The organism is Candidatus Brocadia sinica JPN1 (assembly GCF_000949635.1).
In the GTDB taxonomy this organism is placed as follows: Bacteria; Planctomycetota; Brocadiia; order Brocadiales; family Brocadiaceae; genus Brocadia; species Brocadia sinica.
Genome location: NZ_BAFN01000001.1, coordinates 3,786,116 through 3,801,848, shown reverse-complemented (window position 1 = coordinate 3,801,848; position 15,733 = coordinate 3,786,116). Strand labels below are relative to the sequence as shown.

At 42.7% G+C, this 15,733-nt stretch carries 17 protein-coding genes and 2 riboswitches; of the genes, 3 read left to right on the top strand and 14 right to left on the bottom strand.

Translation table 11 applies throughout. From position 1 onward, the window contains the following. Positions 1 to 5 precede the first annotated feature (5 nt). The 5 genes from BROSI_RS17415 to BROSI_RS17395 all read right to left on the bottom strand — a co-directional run bounded on the left by BROSI_RS17415 (position 6) and on the right by BROSI_RS17395 (position 4,578). Positions 6 to 983: a thiamine pyrophosphate-dependent dehydrogenase E1 component subunit alpha gene (locus BROSI_RS17415; protein WP_052565125.1), complete on the bottom strand. Its 978-nt coding sequence runs from the start codon at positions 981 to 983 to the stop codon at positions 6 to 8. 84 nt (positions 984 to 1,067) lie between these two features. Then, positions 1,068 to 1,313 (bottom strand): ferritin family protein, encoded by a 246-nt coding sequence (locus BROSI_RS17410; RefSeq protein ID WP_052565123.1) that lies wholly within the window; start codon positions 1,311 to 1,313, stop codon positions 1,068 to 1,070. Between the two features lie 119 nt (positions 1,314 to 1,432). Next, positions 1,433 to 2,683 (bottom strand): class I SAM-dependent methyltransferase, encoded by a 1,251-nt coding sequence (locus tag BROSI_RS17405; RefSeq protein ID WP_052565121.1) that lies wholly within the window; start codon positions 2,681 to 2,683, stop codon positions 1,433 to 1,435. Between the two features lie 208 nt (positions 2,684 to 2,891). After that, a complete protein-coding gene (locus BROSI_RS17400) occupies positions 2,892 to 3,665 on the bottom strand; it encodes a dihydroorotate dehydrogenase electron transfer subunit (RefSeq protein WP_052565119.1) in 774 nt (257 codons plus the stop codon). Next, positions 3,658 to 4,578 carry a dihydroorotate dehydrogenase gene (locus BROSI_RS17395; protein WP_052565117.1) on the bottom strand — a complete coding sequence of 307 codons (921 nt, stop codon included), beginning with the start codon at positions 4,576 to 4,578 and terminating at the stop codon, positions 3,658 to 3,660. The genes BROSI_RS17400 and BROSI_RS17395 overlap by 8 nt, the downstream gene beginning before the upstream one ends. A 224-nt stretch (positions 4,579 to 4,802) precedes the next feature. Here BROSI_RS17395 and ruvC point away from each other — a divergent pair, with 224 nt between their 5' ends. Together ruvC and BROSI_RS17385 are read left to right on the top strand one after the other, a co-directional pair. Then, positions 4,803 to 5,276 carry a crossover junction endodeoxyribonuclease RuvC gene (gene ruvC, locus BROSI_RS17390; RefSeq protein ID WP_052565928.1) on the top strand — a complete coding sequence of 158 codons (474 nt, stop codon included), beginning with the start codon at positions 4,803 to 4,805 and terminating at the stop codon, positions 5,274 to 5,276. After that, positions 5,270 to 6,901: a potassium/proton antiporter gene (locus BROSI_RS17385; protein WP_102046808.1), complete on the top strand. Its 1,632-nt coding sequence runs from the start codon at positions 5,270 to 5,272 to the stop codon at positions 6,899 to 6,901. The genes ruvC and BROSI_RS17385 overlap by 7 nt, the downstream gene beginning before the upstream one ends. A gap of 223 nt (positions 6,902 to 7,124) precedes the next feature. Here the strand turns inward: BROSI_RS17385 and BROSI_RS17380 are convergent, their stop codons facing one another. Next, the gene (locus tag BROSI_RS17380) at positions 7,125 to 7,679 is read right to left on the bottom strand and encodes an SPASM domain-containing protein (protein ID WP_052565115.1); all 555 of its coding nucleotides are present in this window, start codon (positions 7,677 to 7,679) and stop codon (positions 7,125 to 7,127) included. Between BROSI_RS17380 and BROSI_RS19350 the strand changes: the two genes are divergently transcribed. Next, entirely contained in the window at positions 7,666 to 7,836 is a 171-nt protein-coding gene (locus BROSI_RS19350) for a DUF433 domain-containing protein (protein WP_157842605.1), read from the top strand. The two genes, BROSI_RS17380 and BROSI_RS19350, sit on opposite strands and share 14 nt — an antisense overlap. Before the next feature lie 264 nt (positions 7,837 to 8,100). Here BROSI_RS19350 and BROSI_RS20095 read toward each other — a convergent pair whose 3' ends face one another. The 8 genes from BROSI_RS20095 to BROSI_RS17345 all read right to left on the bottom strand — a co-directional run bounded on the left by BROSI_RS20095 (position 8,101) and on the right by BROSI_RS17345 (position 15,639). After that, entirely contained in the window at positions 8,101 to 8,271 is a 171-nt protein-coding gene (locus BROSI_RS20095) for a hypothetical protein (protein ID WP_157842604.1), read from the bottom strand. A gap of 415 nt (positions 8,272 to 8,686) precedes the next feature. Beyond that, a complete protein-coding gene (locus BROSI_RS17375) occupies positions 8,687 to 9,130 on the bottom strand; it encodes a hypothetical protein (RefSeq protein ID WP_052565113.1) in 444 nt (147 codons plus the stop codon). Next, the gene (locus BROSI_RS20255) at positions 9,123 to 10,391 is read right to left on the bottom strand and encodes a PKD domain-containing protein (RefSeq protein WP_162183251.1); all 1,269 of its coding nucleotides are present in this window, start codon (positions 10,389 to 10,391) and stop codon (positions 9,123 to 9,125) included. The genes BROSI_RS17375 and BROSI_RS20255 overlap by 8 nt, the downstream gene beginning before the upstream one ends. Positions 10,392 to 10,450: 59 nt before the next feature. Further along, positions 10,451 to 12,064, bottom strand: coding sequence for a DUF7948 domain-containing protein (locus BROSI_RS17365; RefSeq protein WP_052565109.1), 1,614 nt, complete (start codon positions 12,062 to 12,064; stop codon positions 10,451 to 10,453). Positions 12,065 to 12,133: 69 nt separating this feature from the next. Beyond that, positions 12,134 to 12,272, bottom strand: a riboswitch (cyclic di-GMP riboswitch). Positions 12,273 to 12,693: 421 nt separating this feature from the next. Beyond that, entirely contained in the window at positions 12,694 to 13,194 is a 501-nt protein-coding gene (locus BROSI_RS17360) for a response regulator transcription factor (protein WP_052565107.1), read from the bottom strand. Between the two features lie 266 nt (positions 13,195 to 13,460). Further along, a riboswitch (cyclic di-GMP riboswitch) is annotated at positions 13,461 to 13,598 on the bottom strand. A gap of 266 nt (positions 13,599 to 13,864) precedes the next feature. Next, positions 13,865 to 14,416: a nucleotidyl transferase AbiEii/AbiGii toxin family protein gene (locus BROSI_RS17355; protein WP_052565104.1), complete on the bottom strand. Its 552-nt coding sequence runs from the start codon at positions 14,414 to 14,416 to the stop codon at positions 13,865 to 13,867. After that, entirely contained in the window at positions 14,409 to 14,606 is a 198-nt protein-coding gene (locus BROSI_RS17350) for a hypothetical protein (protein WP_052565102.1), read from the bottom strand. Before BROSI_RS17350 ends, BROSI_RS17355 begins: the two co-directional genes overlap by 8 nt. A 46-nt stretch (positions 14,607 to 14,652) precedes the next feature. Beyond that, a complete protein-coding gene (locus BROSI_RS17345) occupies positions 14,653 to 15,639 on the bottom strand; it encodes a radical SAM/SPASM domain-containing protein (protein WP_052565100.1) in 987 nt (328 codons plus the stop codon). Positions 15,640 to 15,733 lie beyond the last annotated feature (94 nt).

Below are 15,733 nucleotides of genomic sequence, written 5' to 3'. Positions count from 1 at the left end.
ATCCACTACTCCTCTCCTAATGGTGTTGCGTAAACACCATTTAAACCATCTTCCGGACTGGGATACGGACTTTCTTCTGCAAATGACTCGGCCTCTTCTATCTCTTTCTTTACGCTTGACTCAATGCTGTCCATTTCTTCTTTTTTGGCAATACCGTTTTCCATCAAATATTTTTCCATATGTAAGATAGGATCCTTTTTCTTCCATTCCTCCAGAAGTTCTCTCGGGACGTATCTGGCGCTGTCATGCTCTGAATGACCATGCATCCTCATAGTCTTGCATTCTATAAAGGTAGGACCTCCGCCATTCCTAGCAATCTCATAGGCCTCCTTCGCGGCCTTGTAAACCTCCACGACATTATTCCCATCTACAATCTTACCTGGTATGGCGTAAGCCAGGGCACGTTCAGCGATGTCCTTAATTGCCATCTGTAGTTTTAATGGAGTAGAATAGGCATACTGGTTGTTATTGCAGATAAAAACGATAGGCAATTTTCTTGCAGAGGCAAAATTCATTCCCTCATGGAAATCACCACGACTCGTACCTCCATCTCCGGTACATGCCGCTACGACCCTCTTTTCACCTCGTATTTTAAAGGCAAGGGCAGCACCCGCTCCCACGGGATAATTATCTGCCAGATGGCTGGGAAAACCTAAAACACCGAAGTTTAAATCCCCAACGTGAACATTGCCCTCTTTGCCACCAGTAACACCCGTCTTTTTACCCATGTACTGGGCCATAATGCGTTTTGCCGAAATCCCCCGAATTAGGAAGACTCCCATATCCCGAAAATACGGGGCTGCGATATCGTTCTTTTCAAGGGCATAACCATACCCTACGGAGACGGCCTCCGTACCGTTACTCGTCCATGCCCCCCCCAAGATCCTTCCCTGATGATAGAGCGATGTAACACGGTCTTCCAGTCTTCGTGTCAATTGTAAATAATAGTATAACTGCAGTAAATCCTCTCGCTTAATATCCATGGTTGTGTCTGCCTTAAATTTGCATTTTTGACTCTAAATATCTTCCTGGATCGTCCTGTAGACTGCGGTTAAGTTATCAAGTGATTACAGGCCACCAGTAATTGCCCGGTCGATCTCCATCTGGGCCTTTAGCTCCATTACATGGTTGGTCAGCTCGTCTATGTGTCCTTTTTCCCAATCCGCCAGGTTTAACAGCATTTTGCGTGTCGCAGGCTTTGCCGCCTGCAACGCCGCACGGTAGTAATAGTCATATGACTCCTGTTCCCGCTTAATCGCCTCCATAAGCACTTCCATTATGGTGGCAGGTTCCGCTGTGCGACCTATTTTCATACATCCCCCTTTCCTTGAAAATAAATATTGTTCACCACTAGAACTCCCAGAATTCCACCGATCCTGATTTGCTTCTGACTATGCTATCCTTTTTTGTGATATTCCGTGTCTTTCCGTGGTTACCTGTTACCCATTGTTATTGTTATTGACTGTAACGGTCTTAAACTGGTCAAGTGAGGATTTTCAATATTTTTATGCTGGATTAATACCTTGAAGATTTCACCCATCCCCTCAGGATGGAGAAGACTTTTCATTTTTAATCTCGTCTCAAGATCGTTACTTGTATTATTCAATTTTTCCAGAATGCCCAGGGCAACTAAATAATGGGATTGTTTTGTAAAACCTGTAACCTCTAATCCCACTAGCCGCCCAGCATTCATCAAGTTCGTAAAATCCACATGGACAGTAATGTCTTGTTCCCCCATTCGTTCATAGTAATCCCGGTTGACATTATGTTTATAATAACACCTTACGGTGCCTCCGGCATTGTTTCCACAACATAGTCCATCTGTTGTATCGCCATAATCAATCGTTATGACAAATCCTTTATATAATTTTTCTGAAACATGCCTTAGCCACTCTACAGCGCCTAAATTTATCTCATATTCCTGGCCTTCTTTTAGATATATTCTGTTGGTTTTCAGATAATCTCTTAACGCTGGTTCGGATACCTCGTCATCTATTTCATAAAAATTTGTTGCATTATAACCCACATATACCTCTTTTAAAATCTTATTTTTTACCTTTAGGCGGTGGACAGGCAAGGCATCAACAAATTCGTTGGATAAAAAACATCCCTGAATCTTGCCGAAAGAAAATCCATTTTCGCCGTATGTATGCCACGAAACCTTTTCATCCAATCTGTCAGACAAAGGATTTTTTACTACTTCTTTATCCGGGAGAGTCCGGTAAGTCTCTTGGTTTGAAGCTCCTTTGTCCCTTGCTTGGGAAGCCAGAATAAAGGATGATCTGCAATCAACAGAGCCCAAAAGCCACTTTTGTTTTTCCCTTGCGTAAGGATTTGATTCTACAATGATGTAATGAAAATTATCATAAAATCCCGGATATTCTTTCTTAATACATTGAATAATATCGTGACACAACCATCCCCTGTTGGCGCCCATCTCAACAATGGTGAACTCCCCTTTCCCCATGATCTTCCACATCTCTTCCAGTTGTTTTGCAATGAGTTCTCCAAACATCGCGTGAACAGTTGGACTTGTGTAGTAATCTCCAAATTTCCCTATTCGTTCCTTGTCTGAGTTATAATAACCGTACTGCGAATGATACAATACCATGTGCATAAACTCTGCAAAGGAGATTTTTCCTTTTTTCTTTATTTCCTCCATAATTAAATTTTTAAGCCGCATAGACTTTAAATCTTTAGTTTTCAGCTTTATTTTGTGTCTTCAGAAAAATATTTTGCCGGTACCATGTGCCGGAAATCCTTTCGGTTTGTTTTCCTGCAATAAACGCAAGGATAAAGCCTCGCCTACATTTCCCCTCCGACTCGTTCGGATCAGGATTATCAATACAAATTGCCAAAAATACAGAGCTAACAAGAAACGACCAACTACACTACCGATTACGCACAGTAACCCTTTCCCCCGTTTTCAATATGGTTATCTTGCCAAAGTCTTCCATCTTGCTTAACTCTGTTGAAGTAAAAACAGGGCCGTCAATACATACCCGCTGACCACTGCAGTCACATTGACCGCATACGCCAAAACCGCATTTCATGTACCTATCTAAAGATACTTCGCAGTCGATACCGTGGTTTTTACATAATTCAACCACCTTATACATCATCTTCTCAGGCCCGCAGGAATAGACCTTATGGAAGTGTTGTTTTTTGACTAATTCTGATAGTAAATCGACGGTTGTTCCCTTAAAACCGGCAGTGCCATCTTCGGTACACAACTTCATTTGAGGAAAACGTTTTTGATAGATTATTTCTGATGAAGTCCTTGCCCCCTGTATAATAGTTGCGCCACTTAATCTATCCACAAGAGTTGTCAGTGATGCCATTCCAATGCCGCCCCCTACTACGCACGAGTTCAAGTTTGTTTGCAAATGAAATCCTTTGCCATAGGGACCGCGTATCCCAATGATATCCCCCACTTTTCTCTTATGAAGCGACATGGTAAATGCCCCACATCTTAAAACAGAGATACCTGCAAGGCCATTTTGAATATACGATATGGTGAATGGCTTTTCATCAAGAAGTGGTATCCAGACCATAATAAATTGCCCTGGATCAAAATGCAGATTGCATTTGAAAAAAAAGGTCTTTACGCTTGGGGATTCCTCTACAATATCGCAAATTTTTACCATCCCTGGCTGTTCAATCATGGGCAATACCTACAATATTATTGATGTTGTCAAAACCATTTTCTTGCATCCATTGAATTATTTCTTCGCATACCTTTTTAAAAACATCGATACCACGATAATAAACCCCAGTTCCGATTCCTACTGCAGACGCCCCTGCCATCATCATCTCAATGGCATGCCTTCCGGTAGAGATACCCCCTACTCCGATAATGGGAATTTTTATAGCCTTGTACAAATCATACACGCATCGCACGGCAATCGGCCGTAAGGCATCGCCCGTAACGCCACCCACCATAAAACTCAAAACAGGTTTTTGTGCCTCTATATTGATGATCATGCCTGGCCCCATAGAGTTTACTGCCGTGATGGCATTTGCACCGGCATCTTCGGCTGCCTTTGCAATCGTACAGAGCTCCGGAATATTGGGAGATAGTTTAACGATTATGGGTAACTTGGTCACTTTTCTCACTTCGGAAGTTATCGCATACGTAGCCTCAGGGGTTCCCTGCCCCGCGAGAAGCCCAAACCCTGGAGTATGCGGGCAGGAGAGGGGTATTTCGATGGCTGAAAATTTTGATCCGGAAAGACCTTCGACAACTCGTGCAAAATCCTCTTTCCGTGTGCCGATGACACTTGCAATCACCGGTGCGTTTATATCCTGAAGGTTAGAAAATTCCGTGGCAGCCACATTAACACCAGGATTCGAATAGCCCACCGCATTCAGCATGCCTGCCTCAAAGGTGATAACGGTAGGGTTTTTATGCCCTTCCCGGGGTTCAAAGCTGATAGATTTAATCGTTACGGCGCCTGCGCCATTCTCTGCCACTCTTTTCAGCAATGCCTTCGTAGTGCCCAATATACCTGATGCCAAGACAGTAGGATTGGCTAATTTAATATTGCATAAATTGACAGACAGGTTTATATTCGGCATCGGAATTATTGAAATTGGAAAATAAAGGACTCTATTATATAGGGGAAAAATGAAAAATCAAAATGCAAAAATTCAAATAAAAACATTAAAGATTGTATAAAGATTTCTTATTGACAATCAAAAAAACTTCTATAATATCTGAAATGGTCCGCAGGAATAGGGTATATTCCCAAACCGTTCAGGTATTGGCTTACAGAATACATCTACAAAACAACAAAATACATATGAAAATCCTTGGAATTGATCCGGGCACACAAGTCGCTGGTTATGGTGTGATAGAAATAGCAGGATCAAAGATAGTCGCCATCGAATATGGTTCTATAAAAGTCAACAAAAACCAAACCTTTCCACAACGACTGCAGACAATCCATGGCAAAATTATGGATATTATATCGAAACATCAACCTGATGAGATGGCTGTCGAAGAGGTTTTCTACAGTAAAAATATCAAGTCGGCAATAAAAATTGGTGAAGGAAGGGGCATTGTATTCTTGTGTGCGGCATCGGCAAACATTCCTATCGCCGAATACGCTGCCACGGTTATCAAGAAGGCGGTTGTAGGGAATGGAAATGCACAAAAGGAACAGGTACAGGAAATGGTAAAAATTATTCTTAACTTGCCTGAAATTCCGGAGCCAAGAGATGCCTCAGATGCCCTTGCCATTGCAATTTGTCATAGCCACAATCTCAGGTGCTAAATTTTCATTCCACCGTAAAATATTCCTGCTTTTGTTCTTTAAATTATTATCTTACTGACAATTTACAGAATAAAGATAAAATACCTGTTATATGGCTGGAAGATTATAGTCCGACATTGTATTTCCGACTTGATTACCGTTCACAGGGAGCGGGTAAATTCCAGATTGTGATATTATATTTTGGAGAGGCGTTTGTGTTTTTTCTCATCGCTTTATTACTAATCGCCGCAACATACGCTACCAAGCTCACGTCAAAATTGGGTATTCCAGTCCTACTACTTTTCTTAGGAAGTGGGATGATTATTGGGAGTGACGCACTCAATCTCATTTATTTTGATGATGCCATCCTGGCCCAAAAAATTACCAATATTGCCTTGATATTTATTATATTTGAGGGAGGATTTCGTACCCGAAGGGAGGCTCTTCGATTTGTTTTTGGTCCGGCATTAACCCTGGCGACATTCGGCATAGTGCTCACTGCCGCGACTCTTGGATTATTAATTTATTATGTTACCTCGTTCAGCTTGCTCTACTCCTTCCTGATCGGTTGCATCATTTCCTCAACCGATGCCGCTGCAGTTTTCACGATATTCAGACAACAATCAGTCAAAAAACACGTCTCCACTACTCTGGAGGTCGAATCAGCTACCAATGATCCCATGGCAATCCTTTTGACCGTAGTCACGATTCAAATAATTACCGGCCAAACCAAAAATGTGCCCTTCTTCCTAATAAACCTCGCATGGCAGCTTGGGGGAGGAATCGGGATTGGATGGATTATTGGGAAGATCGGCAGTCAATTATTCGATAAATTAGAGGTTGAGAACAGAGGTTACTACCATGTGATGAGTATCGCCGTGAGTCTGCTTGCGTTCGGCTTTGCAGATAGTATTCACTCAAACGGAATTATCGCCGTATTTTTCGCAGGATATTGGCTTGGCAACTCAGATTTTGTCTATCGGCGTGGCGTTGGCTCTTTTATTGAAGGTATTTCTACCTTTAGTAATATGGCGCTGTTTTTGTTATTAGGAGTATTGGTGTTCCCCAAAAGCCTTATACCTGTTTGGAAAGAAGGATTACTGATTACGCTGCTCATGATCTTTGCCGCTCGTCCAATAGTAATATTCGTCTGTACATGGCCTTTCAAATTCAGATTCAAGGAAAAACTATTCATTATATGGGGAGGAATAAAGGGGGCTGTGCCCATCGTGCTGGCCACATATCCGGCCGCCTACGGCATTGATAAGAATCACCATATCTTTAACATCGTCTTTTTTGCAGTATTTTTATCCTGCTTATTACAAGGGACTACCATGAGGTGGGTGGCGACGAAATTGAGATTATCCATGCCCGCTCGTCCAAAAGCGATGCATTCGATTGAGTTAATTACGATGCGAAAAAGTGATTTCGATGTCTTTGAAATCCAAATCCCGGATACGTCACGTATCGATGGAAAGAAAATACGCGAATTAACCTTGCCACCCGCTGCCTTGATCATCTCAATAATACGAGAAAATCGTATTATTCCTGCCAAAGGCGATACTGTCCTAAAAAAGCAGGACATCGTATTTGTACTGGCAACATCCAAAGAAATCAATCGTATTAATACAGAGCTAAGCACGTGATTTGTTAATAAACAAGTACCATAGTCTTATCTAGACATTGGGGAATTAATAAAATCTTTCCACGAAGTCCATGTGCTTATTTTGCCAAACACGGACAAAACAAGTTCGTCCGTGCCACACTATCCTCCCTGTTTCCCCTGTGATTCTTGTCAAATATTAATTACAGTTAACCGTAAAATATTTCTCCTGCGACAACCATCCAACCATTTAGCTCTTTAGCCACTTAACCAATATTGATATGTTTCAACCTTAATGCATCGCAATTACCACAAACATCATTCTGATGTTCGCGGAAATAGTGCATATTCTCACCGTGCCAGATTTCATCAATACTTTGCTTTAATATGTTACCCACCTCATAGCGGGGAAGATCGCAGCATGGGGTTGCCTTGCCATCGATGTTAATATACAAATAGTCATAGGGTTTTGGGCAGTATTTATCAAAACGATACATAATGGGACGTAGTCTTTTGTATAATAACCGAAGTAAACCATTGTCAAAGGCCGTGTAGTTGTTGTCGACCTGTAATCCATATTTTTTTGCTATTTCTTCAGCCTCTTTATAAATCTCCAATTCTTCTTCCAAGCTGGGTCTCTTAAAATCACTATTACCTAAAGGGTTGTTTAATCGCACTAAATATACGCGATCTGCTCCCACTTCTCCGGCAAATCTAATGGTATCCAGACACTGCCGTTTGTCATGCATGGTTATTTGAATGGTAACGGACGGCCTTGTTTTACCGCCCCGATATTTCATGAGGATTATGGTATATATCATTATCGAACTTCTTGAATCTGGTTTAACACCCGATGACATTATAAGGGATTATTATCCACAGATAACAAAAGACGATATAAAACAATGTTTGCATTATGTCGCTTCACTTATTAAGGATCAAGAATATATCCCATTTAAAGAGGCAGCACAACATTGAGATTCCTTGCGGATGAGAACATATTCCCCTCTCTTATATCGCATCTTCTCAAATGTTAGAGGATATCCTTTTTGCCATAGATAACCTCTTTAAAAACTACCATGCCGATACCTTCAAGGGAAGGCTTGTCGTATTATCAAAACTGGGATATAGAATAAGGATGGGTAGGACGTAAGCGAAGCCCAACATCCAACGCCCATAGCATTAAAAACTGTTTGGTTTCGTGCCCCAACCTAAGCTGTGCCTCTGTCCAGGATTTTCGCTCTATGTATGGAAATAAACCCATTTGCAATCATCAAACGAAGGGGTTCGGGTTGTAAACCGTTCGGCTGAGCGTTCACGCAGAAGTCCAAACCCGCGTGAGGTAACTTTCTTCGGCGAGAAGTCATCCTCTCTGGAAATACCCTGCGTGGCCTTCCCCCAAAAGATTGGCAAAATCCCCCTTCTCAAAGGGGGCTAGGGGATTGTCTCTCTTCACCTTATATTCATGGGGTTTCGTGCCTCAATCCAATTGCCTTCCTTTATGTCATTCCGGGCACAAGCCGAGGAAGAGGAATCTGAGGATTTATCAGTCGCTCTGCTCCTTCGAAATGACAGGTAAAGATGCTATTTGCAATTTTGAAAGATTCTAACCTTTTGGCCATACATTGTCGAATTTTCTTATAGTATTACTGTATAAAAATTTCTTTTTTTGGAAAGTTTTTTTACCTCCCCTTTATCCCCTCCTTGCGAAGGAGGGGAAAGAGGGGTGGTTATTTTGGTTGCAGCTGCGTTGCATTATGAATTCTCTACCTCAACAATAACATTAGAATACATGGACATACAATCTCCTGGGCATCATAATCCTTCGTTATTGTAGAGAATTGTAATTCTGGCCGTCGTCTATACACTCTGACTGGCTACTGTGGGGAACACATACGTTAACGGTTCCGGTACAACTTCCACCAGCGCCGTCATCGGCCGTGAAGGTGATCCGGTAGACCCTTCCATTACCGTTTCCCGATCGTTCGGCCCGCAGGAGCACCTTATCGCCCTGGATTACCGCGTCCGGACTTGTATCGCCATCACCAAGTCCATCGACCGGTTCATCCTGAGTCACCCCGGTTATGGTAATGGTCACCTGATTGTTATCCGGGTCAGTTACTCCCGTAATCCCCACCTCTACGAGCTTGTGGTTCGGCGGCCAGATCAATCCAGGGCTCGCCTGGGCAAGGTCACACGCGGGTAGACCGTTCAAGTCTAATATCGTAATGGTCACTTCATCATATGCACTGACACACAAGCCGTCATTCACAACGAGCCGGAATACCAGTTCTTCTCCTCTGGCTTACTGGCGGGGCTACAAAGGTCGGATTGGGGCTATGGGCATCAGACAGGGTAACAGGTATGCCACTCACTTGCGTCCAGGTGTAGGTGAGCGTATCACTATCCGGGTCGCTGCTTTCTATGCCATTTAGCGTTACCTGACTGCCTTCGTCTCTCGTTTGATCATCCCCAGCGTCCGCAGTTGGACAATGATTGACGTTTTCAACAATCACATTCACCGTGTCGGTTCCGTCAGAAAGCCCATCGCTCACCGTTAATTCAAAGGTAAGGGTCTCCCCTGCCTGGCCAACAAGAGGTGCGGTAAATGATGTTTGTGTACCGACTGGATCGGACAGAGTCACCCCTGTGCCTGCGGTTTGTACCCAACTGTAAGTGAGACTGTCGCTGTCAGGATCGTAGCTGTTTGAGCCATCCAGCGTCACTGGGCTTCCTTCCTGCACAGCCTGGTCAAGTCCGGCATCGACGACGGGAGGATGGTTTACATCCTTAATAGTAATATTCACCGAATCGTCGCTGGTTAAGCATCCATCGCTGACGGTGAGCTGGAAGGTAAGGGTTTCACCTCCACGGGGCACATTGGGCGCTGTAAAGGTGGGATGAACGGGGTTACTGAGATTCAGGCTAACCGGTGTGCCTGCTAGCTGTACCCAGGTATACGTCAAGGGATCGCCGTCCGGGTCATTACTACCCGATCCGTCCAATGTAACCATAGTCAGTTCATCCACTGTCTGATCTGTACCGGCATTGGCGGTAGGTGTGGCATTCAGGCGTATCTTCGTGACAAAGGCATCAAGGCTTCCTGCATTAGTATCCTGGTATGCTGAGACCGTAGTAGGAAAGTCCGTGGAATCAGTTCGTCCCATCACATAGGCATTACCAGAGCCGTCTACCACCATTCCAAAACCATAATCATTACCACCTCCGCCTAGATATGTGGAATAAATCAGGTTATCCCCGGAAGCACTAATCTTCGTGACAAAGGCATCAAAGGTTCCTGCATTACTTCCTTGGTAAGCGGAGGCCGTGGGAAAGTCCGTAGACTGAGTATATCCTGTCACATAGGCATTACCAAGGCTATCCACTGCTATGCCAATACCTAGATCGTTACCACTTCCACCCAAATACGTGGAATAAACGAGGGCACCCCCAGATACGCTAATCTTCGTGACAAAGGCATCATCACCTCCTGCATTACTTCCCTGGTATGCGGAGGCCGTTGGAAAGTTCATAGATGAAGTATATCCCGACACATAGGCATTGCCAGAACCATCCACTGCTATACGTTCGCTTACATCATCAAAACCTCCGCCCAGATACGTGGAATAAACCAGGGTACTCCGGATACGCTAATCTTCGTGACAAAGGTATCATAGCCCCCTACATTACTTCCCTGGTATGCGGAGGCCGTAGGAAAGTCCGTAGACTGAGTATATCCTGTCACATAGGCATTGCCAAGGCCGTCCACAGCTACGCCTCCATAATGAATATCTTGAGAACTTCCCCCCAGATATGTGGAATAAATCAGGATATCCCCGGAAGCGCTAATTTTCGTGACAAAGGCATCAAAGCCTCCTGCATTAGTTGCTTGGTAAGCGGATGCCGTGGGAAAGTTCGAAGAATTAGTTTCTCCAGACACATAGGCATTACCAGAGCCGTCTACCGCTATGCCACGACCATAATCATAAGAACTTCCGCCCAAATACGTGGAATAAATCAGGGCATCCCCAGATGCGCTAATCTTCGTGACAAAGGCATCATAGCCTCCTGCATTACTTCCCCGGTATGCGGAGGCCGTAGGAAAGTCCGTAGACTGAGTATATCCTGTCACATAGGCATTGCCAAGGCCGTCTATTGCCATGTGAATACCATGATCATTACCACTTCCACCCAGATACGTGGAATATTCAAGGACAGGATCTATGACAAGGGGGTATCGTTTGTCATAAGAAGCAACCTGAAAACCATAGATGAATTTACGATTTCGGACTTTGGATTTAGACTTTGGATTTTGAGGTGGAATTCCTAACTCTGAACTCAAAACCCTAAACTTTCCGTCCCTTTCGACTCTTTTCCCGTCTATTTCCTGATACACATACGGTCTTTTCTGGATGATCTTGTCATCTTTGAGACTAATTTCAAGGTCTCCGTCTTCAGTAACTTGCAATCCCTCTATACCATGATATGAAAATTGCACACGGGATGGACTTGCACCGGGTTTGACTACGATATCATATTCCATCTGCCGGTTATTCCCATAAAATTTCATGTCGATATTGTTATAAATGCCTTTGTAGACAACTGTCTTGTACGTGGGGATATTAGACTTCCACTTCTTCGGGTCGTTGCCAATGAAATAATTGACCTTGCCCTCCTGCAATCCCTCTGCAATTATTTCGGGATTGTTGTTGGCACTTAACGGAATAAGTTTTATGAGTTGAGGCGGTATCAGTGGAGAGTTGCAAGTTGAAACCTCGGGTTTCTGGTTTGAGGATTGCGGATTTGCAAGAGACACGGACAAACCAGTTTGTCCGTGCCACCCTGTATCTTGCTTGGGATGAAGCCCCGCACTACCACCCTTCCTGACCGATGACTGCTGACCGCCAACTAAGGACAGAGATACATCTCGCTTCGTAAAAAATGTCGCATGCCCACTGCCCTTCTCATAAAACTGTACCTTTTCATCCATCTGTCCGTCATTCTGGATGAAATACAAAGGCAACTTGCCATAGTTTTTCTGCACCTTTACTTCCGTTACACTATCTATCTGTTTCTGATTCTGACGAATACCTTCGTCGTGCCCTTGTGTCGGAACTACATTACCATGTCTCACGCTGGAACAATTTCCCAGTATTAAAAACAAACACGACATCAACAAATAAAATCCCAGCATATTTCTCTTCATTTTTGCTTCCTCCTTTTACTTGTGGTATGAAATGAAAAAATTTACTGTAAAGATATTCTCAAAAAAATCTTCGGCAATAAGGCTGTCTTTTGTAAGGCTGTCTTTGGGATGAGACGTCCCATCGGGAGCGTCTCTACATACAATCCGTGTTTGTTAAAGACCCTTTTCTTTTCGTCCCCTGATCACCCAGGGTTTGCATTTATCGTATGTTTTGCTTCTTTGTAACAACCCCCTCACCCCCTAGATAAGGGGGAATTTCCCATCCGTTATTTCTAACCAGAACGAGCCGGAAGCGTAAGATGAAAATTGAAGAATGCAAATTGCAAAATTAATTTTTTAACTGCTCGCTCTGTGCTGGTTCAGGCTTGTAGCCTGAACCGAAACGTTTTGTAATGAACGAGAAACTCAGTTTCTCTGCAATTGTGTTCCCAAACTGGAGTTTGGGAACAAGCGGAAACAAGCGGAAGCGGAAACGGATGCTTCAACAAGTTCAGCACTTGGTTTGGGAACAAGCAAGTGTAGTTTATTCGAATGATATTACTAAGGGAAGGGAAAGTCAAAGGAACAAAGGTTTACCTTTACAAAGTTTTTGGTTTACCAAAAAGGTAAACTATTTTTCGTTTGCTATATTATATGGAAGAGGACCAATGTCTGATAGCGTAAAGGGCTAGTTGTAGCCTGTCGGTAATCCCTGCCTTTTTATAGATATTGTTCAGGTGTTTTTTCACGGATTGTTCGGTCATATTCAAGCGTTTCATAATTTCCTTGTTCCGGTGACCCTTACAGATCATTTTAACTACGTCTCTCTCTTTCCCGGTAAGCTGGTGTATTTCCCCTGCGACATTTTTCACACAGGAGAGAATGTCTTTGAGTTTCTTCCGGTTGAACCAGAGCTCACCTGAGGCAACACTCTTTATTGCCTTCCTTAACTCTGGGGGGTTGGATTCGGTAGATAAGACACCAATAAGCCCTTGTGAGATAAACCCCAGGAGATTTTCATCTTCCAGCCGGGGAAGACAACCCGTCCACAAGAGCAGAATACCTATCGTGTGTTTGAAGAGGGTGTCAAGAGACATGCTTGAGAGGGCATGAAAATCAGTAATGAGGATATCTGGTTTTGCATTTATCACTTCTTTCTGACTAGAGACGTTAATCGTGCAATCGATTCCAGGACCGTCTTCTTTGTATTAATCGTTTAACGCCCTCTCCAAAAAGATTGTTACAACAACAGATCGATATTCTTGCTGTCATCGTTTTTCCCCTCAAATGATTGTCGGCAACTCATCCTTCGACAAGCTCAGGATGAACGTATTCATGCTCATCAGACCATTCATGCGAGCCTCTGTCCGTGGGAAATAAAAAAGCCTTACTGCAAAAGACATCCATGTAAAACATCTTTGGTAGTAAGGCTGTCTTAGGGATACGTTATTTCCGTATACGTATGAAAATTTCATTTTTATCCGTACTTCTTTGTACAGATAAAGACCCTGTTACTTTGCGTCCCCTGATCACCCAAGGTTTGCCTTTATCGTGCTACTTCTTCTGTCTGGATGGAGCATTTTACCTTATTTATTTGCAATTCGATGTCAAGCAAAATCTTATTTTTTTATGAAATCCATGGACTTATTTGCCAAACACGGACAAAACAATCCCTGTTAAAAACATACAGGAATAGGGTTTGTCAGTGCCACCCGATCCTCACTATTTGTCCTGTAAATCTTGTTAAATTCGGAAGTGATCATAACAACATCTACCGCACGCCTTTCAATATTTTCCATAGCCATCAAGCCATAGATTAAATTACATACCAGCGACCAATTTCTTGAATGTTTCCAAGAAGTTTTCGCTGAGAGAATCATCAAACTTTTTTAACCAGTCTGCAATATAATGGTAATCATATTCAGGGTTTTTTAAAAGAATTGAGCTAACATCTTCTATATCTCTTGGCCTGCCAGCAATAATCTTATGAATAACAAGATCCTCAAGAGAGGCAAACCTTACAAAGGTTTCACCAAACATTACCTTCTTTGCCCTTTCTATAGCCTGCCTTTCATAATCTGAATGCGAAAATATAAAATCAACCCGTATACCTGAAGGAACATCCTGGGATGGTAAAACCATTGTTTTCTTCACAAAATCCTCAATGTCATTCACCAGAACGCTAAGGTTCAGAGTATTTACAAGAACCAGAACTTTCCCGAGGACGTCAGAATCAACACCAAGAGTTATATCTATATCTTTTGTAAATCTCGGCTCACCATAATAAAGAACCGCCTGCCCTCCAATGATCATGTAAGGAATCTCTTCCTTCTCCAAACTTATAGCAATTCGTTCAATAAGTTCCTTAAACACTATTGATTACTCGTGCAATTTTAATATCAACCTGAATCCCTTCCAGCGGATATTTCGCGGGAAGTGCTTTAAGATAGACTGCCTCCTTGTACATTCCCTCAAAGATTTCCATATTTCGTTGATAATCGGGCTTGTTTCGCTTTATCAAATCCCACTCAAATTTTTCTAAAAGCATCTTATCTTTAATCATAATTTATCGTTATTCGCAATCATTTGTTCTTCGGGAATTTTCATTTTTAATTCAAGTGCTTCAGCCTTAATGCATCGCAATTACCACAAACATCATTCTGATGTTCGCGGAAATAGTGCATATTCTCACCGTGCCAGATTTCATCAATACTTTGCTTTAATATGTTACCCACCTCATAGCGGGGAAGATCGCAGCATGGGGTTGCCTTGCCATCGATGTTAATATACAAATAGTCATAGGGTTTTGGGCAGTATTTATCAAAACGATACATAATGGGACGTAGTCTTTTGTATAATAACCGAAGTAAACCATTGTCAAAGGCCGTGTAGTTGTTGTCGACCTGTAATCCATATTTTTTTGCTATTTCTTCAGCCTCTTTATAAATCTCCAATTCTTCTTCCAAGCTGGGTCTCTTAAAATCACTATTACCTAAAGGGTTGTTTAATCGCACTAAATATACGCGATCTGCTCCCACTTCTCCGGCAAATCTAATGGTATCCAGACACTGCCGTTTGTCATGCATGGTTATTTGAATGGTAACGGACGGCCTTGTTTTACCGCCCCGATATTTCATGAGGGATTCAATGTTCTTTTGCACAACCTTATTGGATGGATGACCATCTGTGACCTGGTTGCCATCCTCTATACTGTCCAATGAAACAGTTAATTTGTCTAATGTTTCTATAAATTTTTCAACAAATGAAGCCAACAACAAACCGTTGGTTGTTACACCTACATCATGTCCTTTCCCCTTTGTATAAACAATCATATCCATCAATGCCGGATGCAATAGAGGCTCCCCCCATCCGGTAAGGGTAATGTTATAGTGGAATTCAATCCTGTCGATGATTTTCTGAAAAAGGGCGAGTGGGATGTCTTTTTCCGGTAGGTTAAAGGATTCGCGGGGACACATACCACACGTATAGTTGCAGCGGTTCGTAATTTCGATCTGGATACGTTCCGGTCGTTGAGGGATGATATAAAAGGTTCTACCTACAATACCTTTTATGAGGTAAAGGGGGTTGATAAGCATTTATTCGTTTAACGTTCTATTAAATTCATCTTATTTTCTGAAAAATACACTTTTCTTATTGTTTTCTTTCTGTAAGTTTCTTTGTATCCTCATC

Coding starts and splice junctions, on each gene's coding strand:
- BROSI_RS17415 (WP_052565125.1), bottom strand. CDS start 983: ATGGATATTAAGCGAGAGGATTTACTGCAGTTATACTATTATTTACAA.
- BROSI_RS17410 (WP_052565123.1), bottom strand. CDS start 1,313: ATGAAAATAGGTCGCACAGCGGAACCTGCCACCATAATGGAAGTGCTT.
- BROSI_RS17405 (WP_052565121.1), bottom strand. CDS start 2,683: ATGCGGCTTAAAAATTTAATTATGGAGGAAATAAAGAAAAAAGGAAAA.
- BROSI_RS17400 (WP_052565119.1), bottom strand. CDS start 3,665: ATGATTGAACAGCCAGGGATGGTAAAAATTTGCGATATTGTAGAGGAA.
- BROSI_RS17395 (WP_052565117.1), bottom strand. CDS start 4,578: ATGCCGAATATAAACCTGTCTGTCAATTTATGCAATATTAAATTAGCC.
- ruvC (WP_052565928.1), top strand. CDS start 4,803: ATGAAAATCCTTGGAATTGATCCGGGCACACAAGTCGCTGGTTATGGT.
- BROSI_RS19350 (WP_157842605.1), top strand. CDS start 7,666: ATGGTATATATCATTATCGAACTTCTTGAATCTGGTTTAACACCCGAT.
- BROSI_RS17380 (WP_052565115.1), bottom strand. CDS start 7,679: ATGATATATACCATAATCCTCATGAAATATCGGGGCGGTAAAACAAGG.
- BROSI_RS20255 (WP_162183251.1), bottom strand. CDS start 10,391: ATGAACTTTCCAACGGCCTCCGCATACCAGGGAAGTAATGCAGGAGGT.
- BROSI_RS17365 (WP_052565109.1), bottom strand. CDS start 12,064: ATGAAGAGAAATATGCTGGGATTTTATTTGTTGATGTCGTGTTTGTTT.
- BROSI_RS17350 (WP_052565102.1), bottom strand. CDS start 14,606: ATGATTAAAGATAAGATGCTTTTAGAAAAATTTGAGTGGGATTTGATA.
- BROSI_RS17345 (WP_052565100.1), bottom strand. CDS start 15,639: ATGCTTATCAACCCCCTTTACCTCATAAAAGGTATTGTAGGTAGAACC.